Here is a 23696-nt window from a genome sequence, read left to right on the forward strand (position 1 = left end):
AGGAATCAAGATACCTTATAATTGAATGAAATAAAGTTATATAAATCGCCATGGAAAGCAATAAGGTTGCTGTTACTTTGCCTGCCGTTTGTAGTTTTAGGGGTATTGGACTTGTCTTACCATAATTTCGAGTCAGATTGGGTATCGTGGTGCTGTATTTGTTTCTTTGGATTAGGCATACCTTTTGGCATTTTTAATTTGTTCGACAAGCGGCCGCAGATCATTATTAACGAAACCGGTATTTTTGACCGGTCGGCCTATAAAGATTTCATCAACTGGGACATTATAGATCATGCTTATTGGAACACATCGTACAAACAAGCGTTTGTTTGCCTCATTATTAAAGATGAGTTTAAACATTTAATTGAAGGCAATGAAAAACTAAGGAAGCTATCCAAAGCGATGGGCTACGAAGAAATAAACATCGACCTTGGCCCCGTAAGCAATATCGACCATGAAAAATTAACCGGCTTAATTGTAAATTTGGCCAGTGCCAAACCTTCTGACAGGGGGCTATTAATAAATAAAACTTTACACCGATCACCAGATCAAAAACAGATATAAACCAATGAGCGCTAAAATCGGAATCATCATGGGCAGCAAGTCCGACCTTCATATTATGCAGGATGCTGCTGATGTATTAAAAGAGCTGGGTGTTGATTACGAAATTACCGTAGTATCAGCCCACCGCACACCAGACCGTATGTTTAGCTACGCCAAATCTGCGGCAGATCGTGGCCTGAAGGTAATTATTGCCGGTGCCGGCGGCGCAGCGCATTTACCGGGCATGGTGGCTTCGTTAACCCACTTACCGGTTATCGGCGTACCTGTAAAATCCAGCAATTCTATCGATGGTTGGGATTCTGTATTATCAATTCTGCAAATGCCTAATGGTATCCCTGTGGCTACGGTAGCTTTAAACGCGGCTAAAAATGCGGGCATATTGGCGGCTCAAATCCTTTCTACCGCTGACGAATACATCACTCAAAACCTCATTAAATACAAAGCAGACCTTGCCAGTAAAGTAGAAGAATCGGCCAGGGGCATGAAAGATGAGGGATACCCAAGCGAATATGACGCTTAATTATGCAAACATCCAGTAACTACAAGTTTTTTATTTCCTCAGATAAATTATTTAGTTGGGACATCCCCGCAACTTGGTCTGAATATGAAGACGATGAAGGTACATACGCCTTCTTCAATACAACATCATGGACAGGTAATCTTCGAATTACACCTATAATATTTAAGACAAACAATAGTGTCATTGATGTGATCTCAGAAGAAATTGCAGGAAACAATATTACAATAACAGTTCAGATTGGGGATTATAAATGTGCTTATTTCGAGAAAAACCTGATTCAGGGGAATGACGATCTTTTAATATATTATTGGATAACAGGGCTCAATAATTATTTATTTACTTGCTCTTTTGTTATTGATAAAGATCAAGAAAACTCTTTTGAGAACGAAAATGAGTTAATAGTCATTGAAAACATCATCAAAAGTATCAAAATTAACTAACTGCTATTGCATTATCCTCACTCCGAAGGGTAATTTGGAGAATGCCACCATAACGATATTCAACAAGTAACATTATCGCTAAAAACTTGCCTGTAATTTGCTTAGTTAATACCTTGCTGCTTACTGCCTTTTACGGCAGTATATAAAAGCGTTACAAATGATTAAACTATATAAGCACTTACTAAGTGCAGCTCTCCTGCTATCGGCAACCGGCAGCTTTGCGCAACAGGTAAAATTAAGCACCGAAGTTGAGCAGGCCATGCAACAGGTTAGTCCGGATGATATTAAGGCGCACATTACTTATTTGGCCGATGATAAGCTGAAAGGCCGTGGCCCCGGTACAGAAGGCTACCAGATGGCTGTTGATTACGTGGTTGGCCAGCTTAAAGGCCTCGATGTTAAACCTGCCGGCGAAAATAATACCTGGCTGCAAACGGTAAGGTTACGCAAAGCATTTATCGGCGATGCCAACCTAACCCTATCTGATGCCCCGGCCAATACCAACATAAGCAAAGGCAAAGATTACGTCATTTACCCCAATCCTTTATTACCAAAGGTAAGCATAAGTGCGCCGCTGGCATTTTTGGGTTACGGCATTAGCGAACCTAATTTAGGCTATGATGATTATGCCGGGCTAGATGTTAAAGGCAAAATTGTGATCATTACCCGTGGCGCACCCGAGAAATTTTCGTCGTCAGTTTCGGCCCATGTGATGAATGCTTCGCAGATTTTGAAAGTGGCTGCACAGCATGGCGCAGTAGGTGTAATTATGGCTTCTGCAGATTCTGCTGCGCGTGTACCCAATATCAGTCGTGGCGTTTACAGTATTATGGATGATAAGGGTGCAGTTTCTGTATCGCGTACTTTTTATTCAAAGCAGATTAGTCTGTATGCTTCCATTAACTATGCCTTATTTAAGGCGCTATTACAACAAGCAGATAAAAACCTGCAAACCGTATTGCCACAATTAAAGGCTGGTCAGCCATCGTCGGCCTTGTTAAAAGCAAGTGTTGGCGCTTCACTAAGCTCTACCTATCAGGACATTTTAAGCTACAATGTGATCGGTAAAATAGAAGGATCAGACCCTAAATTAAAGAAAGAATATGTAGTGCACAGCGCCCACCTTGATCACCTGGGTATCGGCACACCGGTTCAGGGCGATTCTATTTATAACGGCGCACATGATAATGCATCTGGCGTAGCAAGTGTGATCAGCATTGCTAAGATCTATCATAACATCAAACTAAAACCAAAGCGTTCTATATTGGTGGTACTGGTTACCGGTGAAGAATTGGGCGACCTGGGATCTAACTACTTTGCCAAACACCCAACCGTGCCGGTTAAAAGCATGGTGGCCGACGTAAATACCGATATGCCCACTATCATTGCTCCGTTGCTGTCTATCACCGCTTTGGGGGCCGAACATTCTTCGCTGGAGAAAAATGTAGCACAGGCAGCAGCTTATTTAGGGTTGGATGTTGAACCCGACCCGGAGCCTAAACAGGCCCGCTTTACCCGCAGCGATCAATACAGTTTTGTGCTCGAAGGTATCCCCGCTTTGCATGTTAAATACGGTGCTAAAACAGCTGATGGCAAAAACAACCTGAATGATTTTGTAGCCACCTGGCGCGCCAAATATTACCATAAACCACAAGATGATATTAATGGTATCTTTGATTTTGAAGCGGGTAAAAAATATGCGCAGCTCAATTTCTTAATCGGCTACCTGGTAGCACAAGACCCGGCAAGGCCAACCTGGAATACCGGCGATATATTTGCCACCAAATAAGTTTCAACCACAAGCAACTTCAAACGTTTTTATAACGTTAGAATAATAGATCTGTATTTTAATGATTACTCCGACTGAACTGGAAGTGCATTCCCTGCTAACAAACTTGCAATGCCCCGAATGTGGCACCATACATAATGCTGCCCTTGTAAATACAGTTTGCATTAATGAGGCTTGCAAATCTACTTTGTTTGCACAGTACAATTTATCTACGGGTATTAGCAAAACCATTTTACAGGGCCGCCCGGCAACCATGTGGCGGTACCAAGAGTTTTTACCTGTTATCGATCCAAAAAATATTATTACGCTGGGCGAAGGCTTCACCCCTATTATCCCTATTGAAAACCTGAAACAGTTTACCGGCGGTAACGAGGTATTATGGAAAGATGAATCTGGCAACCCAACAGGATCATTCAAAGCCAGGGGAATCAGCGCGGCAGTATCTAAGGCTAAAGAACTGGGTATCGAAGCCATTGCCACGCCCACTGCTGGCAATGCAGGTGGCGCATTAGCGGCTTATGCCGCACGTGCAGGCATAAAGGCTGTAGTATATATGCCCAAACAAACCCCACAGGTTTTTAAGGATGAATGCCGCCTGTACGGTGCCGAACTACTGGAAGTAGATGGCAACATCAGCGACTGCGGCAAACTGATCCACGAGCATGCTTTAATCAACAATTGGTTCCAGGTATCTACCCTGAAAGAGCCTTACCGTTTGGAAGGCAAAAAAACCATGGGCTACGAAATTGCCGAGCAGTTTAACTGGCAGGTGCCCGACGTTATCTTATACCCTACCGGCGGTGGTACGGGCCTAATTGGTATCTGGAAGGCATTTGACGAGCTGGAACAACTGGGCTGGATTGGCAGCAAACGCCCGCGTATGGTGGCCGTACAATCGCAAAGCTGCGATGGGATTGTTAATGCATTTAATGCCGGCATGCCGGTTTCTGAATTTGCCGACGGTGGCTTTACCATAGCCAACGGGCTGCGGGTGCCCAAGCCTTATGCCGATAAACAAATTTTAAACGTGCTGCGCGAAAGTAAAGGGACTGCCTTAACAATCAGTGACGGCGAAATGAGCCATGCCCTTAAAGAAATAGCCCGCCACGAAGGCATGTTGATAGCCCCGGAAGGCGCCGCCCTATGGCAAGCGTACAAAAAACTTAAAGCATCCAATTGGATACAACCCGGCGAACAAATACTACTCATCAATACAGGTAGCGGGTATAAGTACCTGGAGAATATTGAGGTTTAGGAATTTAGTTTTCGCCAGTTGTACCGAACTTGTTTCGGTATCTTACAGAACAGACAGCAGGCCAGGATAGCTTAAAAGTCATTCTGGCGTATTCTCTAGCGATCTGAAACATCTACTCAGTTACTGCCTCAATCTGAGCAAATCATTTTCTCAAAGGTTAATTCATTGTTACATAGATGTTACATCCAATGCAATGATTACAATATGTTAACATTGGGTTGATGCTGCCATTATATTACAACTATTCCTTTGCGGTAAATTATCTAATAGATGAAAAAACTGCTCCCCCTATTAATTTTATTGTTTTATTCTGCCTTTACATTTGCACAAGGTGTAGCCAGTGTTAAAGGTGTAGTAATAGACAAACAAACCGGCGAACCCATGCTTGGTGCTATGGTTACGTTAAAAAACAAATCTGGTTATGCTAAATCATCAGGCACCGGCTTAGATGGTAGCTTCGTTTTTAAAAATGTGCCCGATGGCAATTTGGAAATTGAAGTAAAATATATATCGTTTCAAAAAGCAGAGTTAAATTTTGAAATAAAGAGCGGCACTCCCCGCTACTTTAAAATACAATTAGAAGCCAAAATAAACAACCTGAAGGATGTTATAGTTAGCGGCCACAGTAACCGCGAAAGCGACCAAAGCGCCCGCAAACTGGAGCAACGGTCTGACCAGGTTTTAAACGCAGTATCGGCCAAAACTATCGAAGTATCACCGGATATTACCGTGGCCAACGTTACCCAGCGTGTATCCGGCGTATCTATAGAGCGTAGCAACAATGGCGAAGGCCAGTATGCCATTATCCGTGGTATGGAAAAACGTTATACCTATACGCTGATAGACGGCTTTAAGATTCCAAGCCCCGACAACAAAAACCGTTATGTACCACTGGATATTTTCCCGGCTGATATTATTGAACGCCTGGAAGTATACAAATCACTTACCCCAAGTATGGAAGGCGATGCAATTGGCGGCGCGATTAACTTAGTATTAAAAACCGCACCAGATGATTTCACTATGAAATTTAATCTGGGTACAGGCTTATCACAAAGCGTGCTCGACCATGGTTTTACCAACTTTGGCAACAATGACAAAACATTCCGCTCACCGAGAATTAACAATGGCAACAGTTATAATGCTATAATTAATGATTTCTCTAATAACGGGCAGCATTTTAACAATTCTAAATCGCCGCTTGGTACCATTGCCGGCTTAAGCATCGGCGGCAGAAGTGCTGATAAAAAATTCGGCGCAATTGTAGCGGTGAGCTATCAAAACATTTACAAAAACACAAAAGGCACTTTCTTCCAAACAGATGTTGATCCGGTTAGCAACGCACCGCTGGTTACTGACATCCAAGCTAGAACTTACAGCACGCAACAGCAACGTACAAGTGCAATTGGCAAGTTCGATTATATATTTAACCGTAATAACAAAATTGATTTAACCTCGTCATTTATTGACCTGGCGCAAAACCAATATCGTTATGTATCTGATACCAGCTTAAACCTTGCCCGTACAGGCATAGGCCAGGGCCGTGTTACAGAAAATCCGCGCAGCGACCGTATGGTACAAAAGATCTATAACTTTAAGTTACACGGCGATCATAAACTGTCTGATAAATTCAGTATCAACTGGACAGGTATTTACTCTAAGGCAACCGCTAACGAAAACCGCTACCAGTTAGCTTTAATTACAGGCCGTACTTTACAAACGGATGGTTCTGTAGCCCAGCAGCCGGTTACTATCGATGCTTTGAAAGGCCAGACCCAAACTTTTGCTTACAACGCAGATCAGGATAAAAGTGGCTATTTAAACTTTGTTTACTCGCCAACCATAGCAGGTACCAAAGTTGAATTTACCGCAGGTGGTATGTACCGTAACAAAACCCGTAACAGTACTTATGATAGCTATACCCTGGGTTTACCGTTAACCAACTCTACACAAACTTACAACGGCAATATCGACAATAATACCTTTATCGTATCAACCCTGCAAGGTACCGCGTCAGACCCGCTTAACTATGACTTTACCGAGAACATAGGTGGCGGATACGGCCAGGTTAAATTTGCTGTAGGTAAATTAAACGTATTAGGTGGTGTGCGTTACGAACATACAGACCAAAACTGGACTGACGCTTTGCCGGTTACCCAACTAGGTAAAACAGGTTCAATTAAATATTACGACTTTTTACCGAGCTTAAACTTAAAGTACGAACTGAGTGATAAGCAAAACATCCGCGCCACTTATTATTCGGCCATTAGCCGCCCTAACTTTTACGAGTTAATCCCGCATACAACCGGCGACCCGGATGCCGATTACCAGGAAGTGGGTAACCCTAACCTGAAACGTGCCACTGCCGATAACTACGATTTACGCTACGAGTTTTTCCCTAAAGCATTAGATCAGTTCCTGGCCGGTGTTTTCTACAAACGCATAGAAAACCCGATTGAATATGCATTGGTAAAACAAGGCTCATCTTTAGATTATGTTTCGCAGGCCGGCAACTTTGGTACCGCACATAACTATGGTTTCGAGTTAGATGTTACTAAATATATCCGCCATTTTGGTATCAGGGCCAATTACGCTTATACCCAGTCCAAGATCACTTCTTCTAAACGGGAAGATTATAAAGATGCCAACGGCAACAATACCTTCAGAACGGTTGATCAAAGCCGCCCGCTGCAAGGCCAATCTAAAAACATAGGTAACTTATCATTACTCTATAAAGATGCCAAGAGCGGTTTCGATGCGCAGATCTCTGCTGTGTATACCGGCGAACGCATCAACAGTGTATCTGCCTACCTTAATAATGATGTATGGCAAAAAGGTTTCGTAACGTTAGATTTTTCTACCGAGAAAAAGATCTACAAAAACCTGTACATCTATGCCAAGGCTACCAACTTGTTAAACACGCCTTATAAATTGTTTATCAAATTGCCTTACCCTCCACTGGGTAAACCGGGTGCCAGCGGCCAGGCGGTTGAGTACCAGGCTGCGGGCGAAGACACCTTTGTACGCCGTGATACCTACCAGCAATATTACATACTTGGTTTGCACTACAAATTATAATCTAACTGAAAATGAAAAAGATATTCACTCAATTAGCCGTACTAGCCGGCCTGGGTATAATGCTAAGTGCTTGTCATAAGGCAGAGATGGTTAATATATCACAACCGCTGGTATCAACCGCAAACGGCATTACTTCAGATACTTTAAAAGGTACCGTTAAAGGCACCATGCTTGCCGGTAAAACCTATTACTTTAAAAGTGATATTACCGTTAACGATGGCGATACGCTAATGATGCAAAGCGGTGTACACTTAGTTGCCATAGGCGATGGCTTAACACCCGCTACCAGCCCAGAAATATTTATGCATGGCACCTTTATTAGCTTAGGTACACAAGCAGCACCAAACTACATTACTGTACAAAATGCCGCAGATCTGCATACACAAGCTACTGCTCAAAACTATACAAATGCACTAAAAGGTTGGTGGGGAGGTATAACCTGTACCCCTGCCACGGCCACTGTAACCCATCCAAGCCCAACCGGTGGTGATGCCATTATCAAATGGACGCACATTGAATTTGGCGGCGGGCCTGCCGGAACCAGCGATGACCAGTCCTTTTACACAACAGGTTCTCCGCGCTATAATATGTATTTTGCCAACATCACTAAAAATTTAATCATTGAAGATTCTTGGTTCTTTGGATCTAAAGATGACAATATCCGTGTATCCGGCGGCAAAATCAGTGTCATGCGTAATACCTTCGAACTTTGCGGCGGCGTAGGCGGCGAGTTCTTTAATATGAAAAGCGGCACCGTTGGCGATTTGGCTTACAACATGTGTATCGGCGCTGCTACAAACTCACTAAAAGCATCTGATGCTGGTACTACAGGCACACAGTGTAACGTAAACATGTATAATAACACCATGGTTAACGGTGGCTACCGCCAAACCAAAACTGGTCGTGGTGGCTCTATCGATTATGAAAAAAGCGCTAAAGGCAGCATTTACAACAACCTTATTGTTAACTGCCGTTTTGGTACCCGTATTACCAGCGATGCAGATGTAGCTAATATTAAATACAATAACCAGTATTTATATGGTTATTCTCCGGCTATTGTAACCCAATTTTATTCTACAGATGGTGTAGGCGTAAAACAAGCTAATGATATTTTATCAACCACACCACAAGCCAACAACCCGATGTTTTATGGTTATGATGTAAATCAGTACAACTTCACGGCCAACCCGGGCCCTATAAGTGCTACGCTGCAACCTTATGCTGTTATTGCTATTGGTACAGGTAACTTTAAACTACAGGCATCATCACCGGGATTGGGTAAAGGTAAAACAGACTTTTCGCCTTTAGCTTCGGTAAAAACAACCGGCACTTATGGTACTACCATTACACTGCCGGGTAAAGACATTGGCGCTTACCAGAATGATGGTACGGGCAACCAGCACTAATCTCTAAACCTCATCATAATTTAACCCGGGAATGCTTAAAAACATTCTCGGGTTTTTCATAAATGCTATATTTAGCACCCGCAATCAGCATGAAGATATTTAAAGCCCTTTTATTTTGCAGCACCATCAGCACAGCTGCATTAGCGCAAAACTGCCCCGATACATTTTTGGGTACTAAAACCCTATACCCAGCCCCTAACCAAAAATATGCGCCGGTACCCAAAGGTTACGAACCGGTATTTATAAACCATGTAGGCCGCCATGGTGCCAGGCATTTAACCAAAGAAGTTAAAATTGCCTACGCCTACCAGCTTTTGCAAAAAGCCGACAGTGCAAATGCTTTAACTAAGCAAGGCCAGCTGCTTAAGCAAATGATATTACGTTTAGAGAAGGTTGAGGGGGTGGACGTTAAATCGATCTCGGAAGAAGGCCGTATCGAGTTACAGGATATTGCCCGCCGCATGTACGCACAAAACAAAAACGTATTTGCTAAAACGGCGAATTTAAACGTAGGTATTACCAAAGAGATCCGCACCAAACAAAGCGCAGATGCTTTTTTGAGCGGATTGAAAGAAGGTATTAAAGATCAGCCCGCTATTAATCAATATAACGACGATACCGACCTGCGTTTTTATGACACCGCACCTGCCTACAAAGCCTTTGAGCAAAGCGGCCCCTGGGCACCCCTCATGGAATCGTTGGAAAAGAGTGAACATATTGCCGAAGTAAACAAAGCCTTGGCCAGCCGGATTTTTAAGCCTGATTTTATCGCCGCCCTTTCGCCAAAACAACTGGATAAGTTTACAGGCGATATATTTGGCTTTACCACCATTGTATACTCCTTAAAGAACGAAATTGTACGGGCAGGTTTTTCGGTAGCAGAACTCAACTTTAAATCGCTGTTCACCTGTGCCGAATTACAGCACTTAAGCCAGGTTGACGTGGCCGATGATTTTTATAAAAAAGGCCCGGGTATGGATGTTAACGGTATCCAGGTTCGTATTGCGGTACCCTTACTCATCAACTTTATCAAAACGACCGACGAGTTTATAGCTACGGGTAAATATACTGCCCAGCTACGTTTTGCCCATGCAGAAACAATTGCACCTTATGCTGCTTTGTTAGGCATAGACATAGCTAATAAAGCTACTAAAGACCTAAGCCGCATCAACAAAGACTGGCAGGCCGCACAGGTAGCACCACTAAGCTCCAACATCCAATGGATACTTTACAAAAAAGCCAACAACCCAAGCTATTTGGTTAAAGTATTGTTGAACGAGAAAGAAGCCCGCATTATAGGTTTACAAACCAGCAACTACCCCTACTACAAATGGAGCGATTTGAAAGCCTTTTACATCAAAAAACTAAACGGGTACGGTGTAAATATGAATGACGATATGAATAAGTATTTGAAAGAAATAGCGCAGTAATAACCAGTACGCTCTAAGCTTATAACAAGCTCACTGTATTTCGGTGAGCTTTTGTGTTTATATCATAGCCGTCTCAATTAAATTAATTTTTTTGCCTATTACAGCCGCAGTGGGTAACTTGCGGCCCAACTGAATTTTATTGATATAAACAGTATGGCCAATGTTAGCAAACAACTATTGGCTAAATGTTATTATATCCCTGAAATTATATGATGATATGTGAAAATTCACCGAAATTGGTGGAAGCACAGTATAGTCCGTGAAATCAAAATCATATCGGTGAAATCAAAATACTAAAATGATCAAAACTGTTTTTATTGCCAGTACAGAGCCGCATAGCGGCAAATCTATTATATCTATTGGCCTGGTGAATATGCTTTTGGGCAAGGCGCAAAAAATTGGTTACTACAAACCGATCATCAGCCACGACCCTTTATTATACAAGGAACATCATACGGATGCCATTATCAGCCACTTCGATTTACCGATGACCTATGCCGATACCTATTCCTTTACCTGGGAAGAGGCCACGCACCAGATGGAAAGCGAACGAAGAGGCGAGATGATAGATACGATTATCCGCAAGTTTAAAAGCCTGGAAAGTCAGAACGATTTTACGGTTGTAGAAGGCACCGACTACCTGGGCGAAGGTGCAGCCTTTGAATTTGAAATTAATGTGCAAATAGCCAAAAACCTGCGTGCCCCAGTTATCATTGTGGTAAGCGGTGAGGATAAAACCACCGCGCAGGTTGTGAATGGTGCTTTAAACTCCATCCGTAATTTTGATGAGCGCGAGGTACAGGTTTTAGCGTTGGTAGCTAATAAAGTAAAGCCGGAGAATGCGAAAGACATTGAAGACCTACTTAAAGCACAATTGTCTGCTGATATTCTTTTAGCCGTTATACCGAGCAATTCGAGCTTAAATAGCCCCACTATGAAAGAGATTTACCATAAATTGAATGGTAAATTATTGTTTGGTGAAAACCAATTGAGCAACCTTGCCGATAATTTTGTAACCGGTGCCATGCAGGTACCTAATTTTTTAAATTACCTGAAAGAAAACACCTTAATTATTACCCCTGGCGACCGTGGCGATATTATCATCAGCGCCTTGCAGGCCAATCTCTCTACTAACTATCCCAAAGTAGCAGGCATTATCCTCACAGCAGGTTACGAGCCCGAGGAGCCCATCATCAGGCTAATCAATGGTTTACAGACCATTTTCCCGATCATCGCAGTAGAAACAGGTACTTTCCAAACCAGTAACGAGATTGGGGCCATTCGCTCTAAGATAACGTCAGACAATACCAAGAAAATTCAACTTGCTATTGATACCTTTAACCGCTGCATTAACACCGTAGAACTGGATAAACGCCTGTTCAGCTTTAAACCATCTGGCATTACTCCGCGTATGTTCCAGTACCAGCTAACCGAATGGGCCAAGAGTGCAAAGAAACATATTGTACTGCCCGAAGGTAACGACGAACGCATACTAAAAGCAGCTGCAAGGCTTATCAACCAAGGCATTGTTAACCTTACCCTTTTGGGCAACGTTACCGAGATAACCGCCACCATTAACCGGCTGGATATTAACCTCGACCTCAACGCCATCCGCATTATTAACCCGGCCGATGATGAGAACTACGACGACTATGTAAATACACTTTACGAGTTGCGCAAAACCAAAAACGTAAACCTCGAAATGGCCCGCGATTTAATGACCGACGTATCTTACTTCGGCACCATGATGGTTTACAAAGGCCATGCCGATGGTATGGTATCAGGCGCTGTACATACTACCTTGCACACCATAAGGCCTGCATTGCAGTTTATTAAAACCAAACCGGGCATCTCAGTGGTATCATCCATCTTCTTTATGTGCCTGCCAGATAGGATCTCTGTTTTTGGCGATTGTGCCGTTAACCCTAATCCTACTGCCGAGCAACTGGCCGAGATAGCGATTTCATCAGCAGAAAGTAGTCAGCGGTTTGGTATCGAACCAAGGGTGGCTATGCTGTCTTACTCATCAGGCACATCTGGCGAGGGCGAGGATGTAGAGAAAGTACGCCGCGCTACAGAAATTGTTAAAACAAAACGTCCGGATCTGAAGGTGGAAGGCCCGATCCAGTATGATGCCGCGGTTGACCCTGTTGTGGGCAGCAGTAAATTACCGGGATCTGAGGTGGCGGGCCGGGCCAGTGTATTGATTTTCCCAGATCTCAATACCGGTAATAACACCTATAAGGCAGTTCAGCGCGAAACCGGCGCATTGGCCATTGGCCCGATGCTGCAAGGTTTAAACAAACCCGTAAACGACCTGAGCCGAGGTTGTACCGTAGACGATATTTTTAACACGGTAATTATTACCGCCATACAATGCCAGGACTAACAGTAAACTAATAAACATTTTCGAAGTGAATATTTTTGTAATTAACTCGGGCAGCAGCTCTATCAAATATCAGTTATTTAAAATGCCCTCAACCAGCCCGGTTTGTGTGGGTTTGGTTGAGCGTGTTGGCTATGGCGATGCTTCCATCACCCATAAAACTTATATTAATGGCGAAGAAAAATCGGTAACGCATACCATGCCCATTCCCGATTATGAAACCGGACTAAACGAAGTAAACCGCCTGCTTAGCGATCCGGAGCTGGGTGTGATTAAAGACACATCAGAAATTATAGCGGTAGGCCACCGCATTGTACACGGCGGCGAACGCTTTACCGAGCTTACCCAAATTACACCCGAGGTAAAGGAAGAATTAAAGCTTACATTTCAACTTGCGCCACTGCATAACCCATCTGCCTATAAAGGCATAGAAGTTGCCGAAACTATTTTTACCAACGCCGTACAACTGGCAGTTTTTGATACCGCTTTCCATCAAACCAGGCCGGCAAAGGCTTACCGTTTTGCGCTACCTGTATCTTATTATAAAGACTATCATATCCGCGGATACGGCTTCCACGGCACCAGCCATAAATACGTATCAGAGCAGGCAGTTGCCTACCTTAATAAGCCTGATGCCAAGCTGATCTCTATCCACTTGGGCAACGGCTGCAGCATGACGGCTATCCAAAACGGGCAATCATTAGATACCAGCATGGGTTTTGGTCCGCTTAGCGGCTTAATTATGGGTACCCGTACCGGGGATATCGATCCAACCGTTATCTTTTACTTGGTTAACGAACTGGGCTATAGTATAGATAAAGTAAGCGACCTGGTTAATAAGCAAAGCGGCATGCTGGGCCTAACCGGCTTTAGCGATATGCGCGACATTACCAAAGCCATTAATGAAGGTAATGAAGATGCCAAACTGGCTTACGATATGTATGCCTACCGCATTAAAAAGTTCATCGGCTCGTACGCTGCCGTGCTTAATGGCATAGATGCCATCATATTTACCGCAGGCGTGGGCGAAAACGATGCCCAGGTACGTCAGTTAAGCTGCGAAGACATGCAATACATGGGTATCAATATAGATAAAGACGTCAACTACACCCGTTCGCCAGGTATCCGCGAAATAAGTACAGCAGATTCGCCTGTAAAAATTTTAGTAATACCGACTAATGAAGAGTTGGAGATTGCCAACCAGTGTTATGCAAGGTTGAAGGGATAGTTGAATAACTCTCTCGCGCGTCTTTTGACGCGTGCGTACTGGTTGGGCATTTGTAATACCCAACGGATAGAGAGGGCATTACAAATGCCCGACCGAATTGAGCACGCGTTGCAAACGCGCGCAAGTAAACTTCCCGACTAAAAACTACCTTTGCTTTTATGGACTATTTCAAAAAGCTGCTTGACTTACTCAAAATTGAACGTGATGAAGACAAACGTGCTTATCAAAAATTAACCGAAACTGCATCTGTGGCCGACCGCCGTATGGCGGGTGTTACCTGGTACCCGATTGCAATCAGGGGAACAGAACCCAGCCGTGGTGATTATATCAGCGTTGAAGTAGAACGAACCACCCACCAGGATGTAAGCCACCAGCTAAGATTTGGGGCTTCGGCAGCTTTATTCTCCAACCACGATCCTAAAAAAGATCGTGTTGATGGGACAGTAACTTACCAGGGCGGCAATAAACTTAAGATCACTTTACTCACCGAAGAACTCCCCGACTGGGCACGCGATGGCAAACTGGGCATTGACCTGCTGTTTGATGATAACAGCTACGACGAAATGCAGAATGCCCTTAAGATGGGTAATATCCTGGCAGATAAACCAGAAGAAGGCCGGCTGATCCAGATCCTAACGGGTAATAAGGCGCCCACATTTCAGTCGGAGGTAGTTTATACCAAGCCCAATAATTTAAACCCTTCGCAGCAATTAGCAGTTAATAAAATACTGAATGCCAATGAGCTGGCCGTAGTGCATGGGCCGCCTGGTACGGGCAAAACAACCACATTGGTGCAGGCTATTAAGGCTTTATCGGCACAAAATAAACAGCAGATCTTAGTGGTTGCGCCAAGCAATACGGCTGTAGACCTATTGAGCGAAAAGCTATCAGGCGAAGGGTTAAATGTTTTACGCATCGGGAACCCGGCCAGGGTATCAGACCGGTTGATGTCGCTCACTTTGGATAGCAAGATGACCGACCATGCCATGACCAAAGAGATTAAGAAACTCAAAAAACAGGCATCAGAATACAAAAACATGGCGCATAAATACAAGCGCAGCTTTGGCAAAGCCGAGCGCGACCAACGCAAGGCCCTGTTTGATGAAGCCCACAAGATTATGCGCGATGTGGAGAAAACAGAGCAATACATAATTGATGATGTGGTGGCAAAATCGCAGGTGATTACCGCTACCCTAGTTGGCGCTAACCATTATACCATCCGCAAGCTAAAATTTAATACTGTGGTAATTGACGAAGCCGGGCAAGCCTTAGAGCCCGCCTGCTGGATCCCGATATTGAAAGCGCAAAAAGTAATTCTGGCGGGCGATCATTGCCAGTTGCCGCCCACCATTAAATCGGCAGAGGCAGCACGGAACGGACTAAGCACCACCCTGCTCGAGAAATGTGCCGCCCTGCATCCCGAAGCAGTTGTGCTATTAAACGAGCAATACCGGATGAATGAACATATTATGGGTTTTTCATCCCGCATATTTTATGACGGCCTGTTAAAAGCTAATGCTTCGGTTGCCAAACAGTTGTTATTTGCCGATGATTTACCGGTAAATTTTATAGATACCGCAGGCTGTGGTTTCGACGAAAAACTGGAAGGCACCAGCAGTACCAACCCCGAAGAAGCCGCATTTGTATTAAAACATCTAGACCGCCTGTTTGGTATACTGGATGCCAATTACACCGTTGAGAACTTCCCGACAGTGGCCGTAATCTCGCCTTACAAAGAGCAGATCAGGCTACTAAAAGAGCAACTGCCCGACTTCCCATTGCTGCTTTTACACCAGGATAAGATCACGGTAAATACCATAGATAGTTTCCAGGGGCAGGAGCGCGACATCGTATACATCAGTATGGTGCGTAGTAATGCCGATGGCCAGATCGGGTTCCTGTCAGACATCCGCCGCATGAACGTAGCCATGACCCGCGCACGCAAGAAACTGGTGGTTATCGGCGATAGTTCTACCCTATCACAGTTACCTTTCTACGCTGACTTTGTTGGTTATACCGAACAGCTGAACGGTTACGAGAGCGCTTGGGAATATATAAATGAATAGGTAAAATTTAGTGAAGCTCTGGTTGCAATACTTTCCAAACGTTTTCGGCTACTATTTTAGCACCGGTCGGGTTTGGGTGGATACCATCTGCCTGATTTAGTTTAGTAATACCACCCACGTTTTCTAATAAAAAAGGCACCAGGCCGATGTGGTTTTTCGCGGCCAGATCAGGGTACATTTTCTTGAAGTCATTTACATATTGCTGGCCCATGCTTGGCGGCACCTGCATACCTAACAGTATGATCTTTGCATCGGGATATTTAGCCTTTACCTTATCAATAATTGCCTGTAAGTTGGTAATGGTTTGCGCCACAGAATTACCACGCAGTCCATCATTTGCACCAAGTTCCAGCAGAAATATATCCGGCTTTTGTTTCAGCACCCAGTCAATGCGGCTTAAGCCCCCTGCGGAAGTTTCGCCGCTTACGCCGGAGTTTATAACGGCATAAGGCAATTTAAGCGAATCTATTTTAGCCTTAATTACCCCCGGAAATGCATCTGATGGATCGTCCAAACCATAACCTGCGGTCAGGCTATCGCCAAAAACCAAAATCGTTTTGGTGCTTGTGGGCGTAGTTTGCCCAGCCAGGTCAGCTTTGTTGGCTAGCGTGTCTGCCAGGGTATTTTTAGCAGTTTTCTTATCACCACAGCTAATGACGAGCAGGGATAATAAGATGGCGGCACTTTTTTTAAATGGATACATGTTTATAAAATTACGAGTCGCCCCTTAAAATTTCTAGCGGCGGTTTATTCAACACACCCCGGCTATTTAACAGGCCGATGGTAATGGTTAACAAAGTAATAGCTAAAAATATGCCAGCCGCCGGCGTTACATCTGCCGAGAACGGAATATCAAAGCTAAACTTAGCCAGTAACCAGCTGCCTGTAAAAGCAATCAAAGTACCGGTTAGGGCCGATAGTGCACCCAAGAACAAATATTCCAGTGCGGTTATTGTTAATATCTGCCTGCGGCTTGCCCCCATGGTTCTTAATAATACGCTCTCCTGGATGCGCTGATATTTGCTGATCCTTACCGAAGCAATGAGTACCACAATGCCGGTAATGATGCTGAATGCACTCATAAACTTAATGATATCACCTAGTTTATCCAACAGTTCGTCGAGTACGCTCAATACCTGCCCCAGATCAATCAGCGATACATTTGGAAATTGCTTTACCACCGCCTGCTGATATTTGGCCGATACCTGTTTGGATGGTACATGGGTTAACATGGCATAAAACTGCGGCGCATCCTCGAGTACTCCTTTCGGGAAAACGACCAGGAAGTTGGTCTGCATCTTAGTCCAGTTTACGGTACGGATACTGGCTATCACTGTTTGCACCGGCGAGCCTTGCACATTAAACTCAATATGGTCGCCAAGTTTCAGGTGATTCTTTTTAGCATAACGGTCTTCGATAGAAATTGGGACTTCAGTACCGCTTACCGCAGTACCTTTCCACGTGCCATCTATAACCTTCTCGGTAGGTATAATGGTATCCCTGTAAGTAGCGCGATATTCATAACTAAACACATGCGGCGATAGCTGTATGGTAGTATCTTTTTTTACCTGTGTTGCATTTTTACCGTTCACCTTATTAATCCGCATGGTTACTACGGGCACCTGTTGTATTACCGGTAAATGATAGTGCGCGGTTAAGGCTTCCAGCTGCTTTTTCTGGCTGGTTTGGATATCAAACAAAATCATGTTGGCGCTATTGGTAGTAGCAGAAATACTTACCTGTTTTACCAGCATGCTTTGGATGAAAAACAAAGTACAGATAAATGTAGTGCTTAAGCCGATAGAGACGATCAGTATAATCGTCTGGTTATTAGGCCGGTATAAATTGGCAAAACCTTGTCGCCATAAATAGCTCCAGGAGTTGCTTAATACCAATTTGGCCAGTCGCATTAATAGCTTGGCAATTAAGGTTAGGATTAAAAAAGCAACAAGTATGCCGATAGTAAAGAAAATACTCGCCTGCCAGCTGCTCAGTTGAAAATAGCTGAACACCACAATGAAACCCACAATAAGCGTATACACCAGCCAGCGTAAAGGATCGCGCAGCAGGTTTATGTTTTCGTATGACATGCGCAAGGTATTTAACGGCGAAATATTGCGGATAGCAATTAACGGCAGCAAAGCAAACAATACCGATATAACAACTCCTAACAAAATCCCCTGACCAATAGCCATCCACGATATAGCCGTAGATACACTGATCGGCAGAAAATCTTTAAATACCAGCGGCAATAAATGTTCTATCCCGCTACCCAGTGCAGCGCCAATAACAGAACCTATCAACCCTATACTAATAATTTGAATAAGATAAATTAAAAACGCCTGAGTAGAGCGTACGCCTAAACAGCGCATAATGGCTATAGAGGCAATTTTCTCGCGGATATAAATATGAATAGCGCTGGCCACACCTACACAGCCCAACAGCAAAGCAATAAAACCTACCAGGGATAAAAACCGGGTCAAGTCTTCAAAGCTACGGCCGGTATTTTCCTTGCGGGTATCAATGGTATCGTAGTTCAGGTTGGCTTTCTCTAGCCGGGTTTCCATGCCTTTAACCAGCTTGGTTACGTTTACATCATGGTCGTACTTGTAATAGTAGTTATAATTAATGCGACTGCCTTTTTGCATCAACCCAGTTTGATCCAGATATTGCAGCGGGATATAAACTATCGGCGCTATGCCGGATGCAATACCGGTTTGTCCGGGTGCTTTGTTTAGTATACCGGCTATTAAAAAGGTAGAATTCCCCACCTTAATCGAGTCGCCCACCTGTGCATTAAACTGCAGCATCAGGGTTTGGTCTACCAATGCTTTTTTGCCGTTCTTAAAATCGGTTCCGGCGGCAGTTGGCGTGGTTTCCAAAGTCCCGTAGTATGGAAATTCACCTTGCAGGGCACGCACCTGCACTAAGCGCGTTCCGTCCCCCTTGGGGAAATAGATCATCGAAGCAAAGCTCCGCTCCTGCGATCTGCGGTCGCCCAAAGAGTTAAGCAGCGGCATCATAGATTCATCGGCAGGCTTACTGGCCGAGATAGATAAGTCGGCACCAATCAGCGTGGCAGCCTGGTTATCTACATCCTTCTTTACGTTGTACCCAAACGAATAGATAGCCACAATAGCCGCAATACCAAATATGATAGACGAAATGAACAAGAACAAGCGCGACCGGTTTTTACGGCTATCGCGCCAGGCCATTTCAAAAAGCCAGCCTAATTTAAGCGGCGGTTTTTCCAGTTGATTTGGTTCAGACATTGACACTAGTTTTTTCGTCCGACACCAGTTTGCCACCTTTTATTCTGATAATACGCTGCGTTTTCGCAGCCAGTTCCAGATCGTGCGTTACCACAACCAGGGTAGTGCCCGCTTCTTTATTAAGGTCGAAGATGAGTTTAATTACCTTTTCGCTAGTTTCAGCATCCAGGTTACCGGTAGGTTCATCTGCAAATAAAATTTTAGGCTGATTGCTAAAGGCCCTGGCCAATGATACCCGCTGCTGCTCGCCACCCGAAAGTTGTGTTGGGTAATGATGGCTGCGTTCGGCCAAACCTACTTTATCCAAAAGATCGAGCGCACGGGCTTTAATGTTACGTTCGCCGCGAAGTTCTAAAGGCACCATCACATTCTCTAAAGCTGTAAGCGTGGGTAGTAATTGAAAGTTTTGAAAAATGAAGCCTACGTACTGATTGCGCACCTGCGCGCGCTTATCCTCGCTCATATTTCCGAGGTTGATGCCATTTAATTCGACAATACCCGAACTGGAACGATCCAAGCCGGCGCAAAGCCCCAGCAATGTAGTTTTGCCGCTACCCGACGGCCCTACAATGGCATTGGTTGAGCCTGCAGTAACCGAGAAGTTAATATTATCGAGCACGGTAAGGGTACGCCCCGCACTTTGATATGTTTTGCTGAGATCAGCAATATGAAGTATGTTTTCCACGCTTTATTCTGTGTTTTTGTGTTGGATGATAAGCTACGGCAAATGTTACGTAGATACTATACACAAAAACTAAATGCGGTAGTTTGTTTGCCGATTATGATTTATAGGTGACAGAGTTACTCGTTCTCTTCGACCGTCGTGCTGAACTTGTTTCAGGATGACGGTGGATCCAAACATTCGCGCGCGTATTTGACAGATAACATTCTGCCCATCTCCTATTTGTCATTCTGATCGTAGTGAAAAATCTTCTTCGATCTACTTAGCCGCTTAACGAGTAGTAGCAGATTCTTCACTACGATCAGAATGACAAAATACTTAAGTAATTAACACTCACACCTACCAATGACTACATCATCCCAGTAGCATGCAACATTAAATTGTGCAAATCGGTATTTTTTACAAATGGCTTCAGCAAATTACTGCCAGGGCCAAACATGGCCAGTTCTACATAATCTGCCGAGTGCTCCATGGCACCCCAGCCTACAGAGGTATATTTCTGCTGAATTTCGGCCAGTTTACGAAGCGGCAAGTTAGCTTCGTTGTATAGGCCAGCCTCGTCTACTGTGTTATAGTATTTTAACAGATCAGTAGCTTCTGCAGAAGTGATCACAATATTTTGCGCATTGGAGATTTGCTCTATTACCCTCCCGGCAGTATCACCTTTATGAATTTGCTTTAAAACCCACTCGTTAGAGTGTTTAAAGTTCTGGAAGTTATCAAAATTGGCATTGGCTTTATCGCTGTAAAACAGGCCGGGGTTCGAGTTACCATGATCTGTAGTCATCACAACCAGTGTGTTACCATCTTTTTCGGCAAAGGCTAAAGCCTCGCCAATGGCCTCATCAAAAGCAATCTGGTCGTAGATCAAAGCGCCTGCATCATTACCATGGGCAGCCCAGTCAACTTTACCACCTTCTACCTGGAGTACAAAACCCTTACTGTTTTTATTCATGATAGCAATGGCCGTTTTGGTCATCTCGGCCAATGTGGGTACGGTATTCTGGAGGTCTTTATCCTGATTATGGTCAAGCGTATAAGGCAGGCCATCATCTGCAAACACACCTAAAATCGGTTTTCCGGGTTTTAGAGCCATCATCTCGATACGGTTTCTAACAATGTTATAACCGTTGAGATCAAACTGCTTGTACATATCCTTTGCGTCCTTGCGTTTGGCTGCGCTAAAATAATCGTTACCGCCGCCCATCATTACATCAAATTTTAGCGGCAGGTACAGTTCGGCAATTTTAGACTGGTCGCCGCGGCTGCCTACATTTATGCAGAACCCAGCCGGTGTTGCATGGGTAATAGGCACAGTGGTAACACAGCCAACCGCTTTACCGGCTGCTTTAAACTTTTGAAGAATAGGTTTATGCTCTTCGCCATTGGGGCCAACGTTTAACGAACCATTGTTAACCCTTACACCACCACCCCATGATGAGCTTGCGGCCGCAGAGTCTGTAACCAGCGAACTGGCAGATGCCGTATCCATCAACGCCCTGGTACCCCGGCTTTCGCGATATAAACCCAACCAGTTGCTAGAACGGCCATATTTACGATTCAAAAACAGATCGGCCATATTGAGTGTCCCGGTACTCATGCCGTCGCTTACCATAAATATAATATTTTTAGCCTTGCCGTTAGCTGCAATTGGGTTCAGTACGTTCGCTACCGAATTAAACGGATTAAACAGGGTAGCGCCCAAAGTTGCCAGGGTACCATTGCGAAAAAACTCTCTTCTTTTCATGTTGATGTTTGTACGGGCGAAGTAACGCTTTGCGCTTTACCTGCTGGTTAATTTAGTATTAAGGTTGGGGTTCGGGTTGTACCAGTCCGTCGTCCTAAACTTGTTCAGTATCCCATATACTAAGATAAAATGTGCTGAGTTGACGGATACCAGTTGCAGATTTGCTAAGTCATACACCTGCTCTGTGGGATGCCGAAACAAGTTCGGCACGACGGGCATAGAGCACGAAGTTATTTCGGCATTCCGCATACCAATATAAAATGTGCTGAGTTGACGGATACAAGTTGCAGATTTACTAAGTCATATAACTGTGCTGTGGAATGCCGAAACAAGTTAGTTTGGCACTACGGATATAGAACGCTATCCCTCACATTAAATTCATATTACGCGGCGGTTTCTTATGATCCTTAATTTATCCTTAACCCGCAGTTGGTTTGGTATTTATAATACCGGCTTATTATTGATTTAACTGTGCAGTAACTATTTAGCTACTGCCAATGAGGTTAAAGTAAATGGTTATAAAAGATAAATTAAGCGCAAAAGTAGCCCGTATGCCTTATGCATTACTCTCTGTAATGGCAGCATTTTCGGCATTTGGGGCTTATACCTGTATGTACTCTTTTCGCAAAGCATTTACAGCCGGTACGTTTACAGGGCACCAGTACCTGCACATTGATTATAAAGTATGGCTGGTTATTGCGCAAATTATCGGCTATACCTTAAGCAAGTTTTACGGCATTCGTTTTATTGCCGAGGTAACGCATGGTAACCGTGCAAAGAGTATCCTGCTGTTTATTGGCATTGCATGGCTGGCCCTGCTGGCTTTTGCTGTTGTGCCTGCACCGTATAATATTATTTTTCTGTTTGTTAACGGCTTGCCTTTGGGAATGATCTGGGGGCTGATCTTCGGTTACATAGAAGGCCGCCGGTCTACCGAATTTATGGCAGCAGTAATGTCCATCAGTTTAATATTTGCATCGGGTTTTGTTAAAACAGTGGGGCGTACCCTAATGAGCACTTTTCATGTTAATGAATACCACATGCCTTTTGCTACCGGTGCCATATTTGCCTTGCCCTTGCTGCTATTTATATTTTGCCTCGAACTGCTACCCCCGCCAACCGAAGAAGACAAACTACTCCGGGCAGAGCGTGTACCAATGAATGGGGATGACCGCAAACGCTTTCTCATCCGTTTTTTACCCGGCATTATACTCTCGGTGATCAGCTATATTATGCTGACGGTGATGCGCGATATACGGGATAACTTCGAGGTAGAAATATGGGCCGGCATGGGCATCAAAACAACCTCCATTTATGCCAGCATAGATTCACTTATCTCTATCATCGTACTGGTTATTCTGAGCCTGCTGATACTGATTAAAAAGAATTTATTTGCATTCGGGATCATCCACTTCCTAATTATTGGCGGGTATATATTAGTGGGCGGCGGTACCATTTTATTCAACCTGCATTTAATTGGCCCTGTAGCCTGGATGACGATGGCTGGCCTGGGCCTTTACCTGGGCTATGTACCCTATAACGCCGTGTTTTTTGAACGCATGATAGCCGTTTTTAAATGCCGCAGTAATGTTGGCTTTGTGGTATACGTGGCCGATGCTATTGCCTACCTGGGGAGTGTAAGCATTCTGTTGGTAAAAGAACTTAATGGCGGTACAATCAGCTGGTTGTTGTTTTTTAACAAGGGCGCTATGGCAGTAGCTGTAATCGGCGGTATCAGTACGGTGCTGTCGCTTATTTACTTTATGCAGAACGCCAACAGTAAGAAAACAAAAGCGTTAGCTGTTTTGCAGATGAACCTACAGCAATAAATATAGC

16 protein-coding genes are annotated in these 23696 nt (G+C 44.1%); 12 read left to right on the plus strand and 4 right to left on the minus strand.

All coding sequences use genetic code 11. From position 1 onward, the window contains the following. The first annotated feature begins 21 nt into the window (after positions 1-21). The 11 genes from RG47T_RS12505 (at position 22) to RG47T_RS12555 (ending at position 16159) form a co-directional block, all read left to right on the plus strand. Entirely contained in the window at positions 22-564 is a 543-nt protein-coding gene (locus RG47T_RS12505) for an STM3941 family protein (RefSeq protein WP_074489783.1), read from the plus strand. Between the two features lie 4 nt (positions 565-568). Next, positions 569-1084, plus strand: coding sequence for a 5-(carboxyamino)imidazole ribonucleotide mutase (gene purE, locus RG47T_RS12510; RefSeq protein ID WP_074489784.1), 516 nt, complete (start codon positions 569-571; stop codon positions 1082-1084). Positions 1085-1086: 2 nt separating this feature from the next. Next, positions 1087-1524 (plus strand): DUF3805 domain-containing protein, encoded by a 438-nt coding sequence (locus tag RG47T_RS12515; protein WP_074489785.1) that lies wholly within the window; start codon positions 1087-1089, stop codon positions 1522-1524. 157 nt (positions 1525-1681) lie between these two features. Beyond that, positions 1682-3313, plus strand: a complete 1632-nt coding sequence (locus RG47T_RS12520) for a M28 family peptidase (protein WP_074489786.1) — start codon at positions 1682-1684, stop codon at positions 3311-3313. Positions 3314-3374: 61 nt separating this feature from the next. Continuing rightward, positions 3375-4568, plus strand: coding sequence for a threonine synthase (locus RG47T_RS12525; RefSeq protein ID WP_074489787.1), 1194 nt, complete (start codon positions 3375-3377; stop codon positions 4566-4568). A gap of 270 nt (positions 4569-4838) precedes the next feature. After that, a complete protein-coding gene (locus tag RG47T_RS12530) occupies positions 4839-7643 on the plus strand; it encodes a TonB-dependent receptor (protein WP_074489788.1) in 2805 nt (934 codons plus the stop codon). An 11-nt stretch (positions 7644-7654) separates the two neighbouring features. Beyond that, complete coding sequence (locus RG47T_RS12535; RefSeq protein ID WP_074489789.1) at positions 7655-9049, plus strand: hypothetical protein; 1395 nt, start codon at positions 7655-7657, stop codon at positions 9047-9049. 89 nt (positions 9050-9138) lie between these two features. Further along, on the plus strand, positions 9139-10479 hold the full coding sequence (locus RG47T_RS12540; protein ID WP_074489790.1) for a histidine-type phosphatase: 1341 nt from the start codon (positions 9139-9141) through the stop codon (positions 10477-10479). A gap of 298 nt (positions 10480-10777) precedes the next feature. Beyond that, positions 10778-12868: a phosphate acetyltransferase gene (gene pta, locus RG47T_RS12545; protein WP_074489791.1), complete on the plus strand. Its 2091-nt coding sequence runs from the start codon at positions 10778-10780 to the stop codon at positions 12866-12868. Positions 12869-12893: 25 nt separating this feature from the next. After that, entirely contained in the window at positions 12894-14093 is a 1200-nt protein-coding gene (locus RG47T_RS12550; RefSeq protein WP_074489792.1) for an acetate/propionate family kinase, read from the plus strand. 158 nt (positions 14094-14251) lie between these two features. Continuing rightward, positions 14252-16159 carry an AAA domain-containing protein gene (locus RG47T_RS12555; protein WP_074489793.1) on the plus strand — a complete coding sequence of 636 codons (1908 nt, stop codon included), beginning with the start codon at positions 14252-14254 and terminating at the stop codon, positions 16157-16159. Positions 16160-16166: 7 nt separating this feature from the next. Here RG47T_RS12555 and RG47T_RS12560 read toward each other — a convergent pair whose 3' ends face one another. The 4 genes from RG47T_RS12560 to RG47T_RS12575 all read right to left on the minus strand — a co-directional run bounded on the left by RG47T_RS12560 (position 16167) and on the right by RG47T_RS12575 (position 21860). Beyond that, the gene (locus RG47T_RS12560; RefSeq protein WP_074489794.1) at positions 16167-16862 is read right to left on the minus strand and encodes an arylesterase; all 696 of its coding nucleotides are present in this window, start codon (positions 16860-16862) and stop codon (positions 16167-16169) included. Between the two features lie 10 nt (positions 16863-16872). After that, positions 16873-19431, minus strand: a complete 2559-nt coding sequence (locus RG47T_RS12565; RefSeq protein ID WP_074489795.1) for an ABC transporter permease — start codon at positions 19429-19431, stop codon at positions 16873-16875. Further along, entirely contained in the window at positions 19424-20116 is a 693-nt protein-coding gene (locus tag RG47T_RS12570) for an ABC transporter ATP-binding protein (RefSeq protein WP_074489796.1), read from the minus strand. Before RG47T_RS12570 ends, RG47T_RS12565 begins: the two co-directional genes overlap by 8 nt. Positions 20117-20462: 346 nt before the next feature. Further along, positions 20463-21860: an alkaline phosphatase gene (locus RG47T_RS12575; RefSeq protein WP_074489797.1), complete on the minus strand. Its 1398-nt coding sequence runs from the start codon at positions 21858-21860 to the stop codon at positions 20463-20465. 512 nt (positions 21861-22372) lie between these two features. Between RG47T_RS12575 and RG47T_RS12580 the strand changes: the two genes are divergently transcribed. Further along, positions 22373-23689: a DUF5690 family protein gene (locus RG47T_RS12580; RefSeq protein WP_175538894.1), complete on the plus strand. Its 1317-nt coding sequence runs from the start codon at positions 22373-22375 to the stop codon at positions 23687-23689. Positions 23690-23696: the final 7 nt, after the last annotated feature.

It is taken from the genome of Mucilaginibacter polytrichastri, from assembly GCF_001911425.1.
GTDB classification, from domain to species: Bacteria; Bacteroidota; Bacteroidia; order Sphingobacteriales; family Sphingobacteriaceae; genus Mucilaginibacter; species Mucilaginibacter polytrichastri.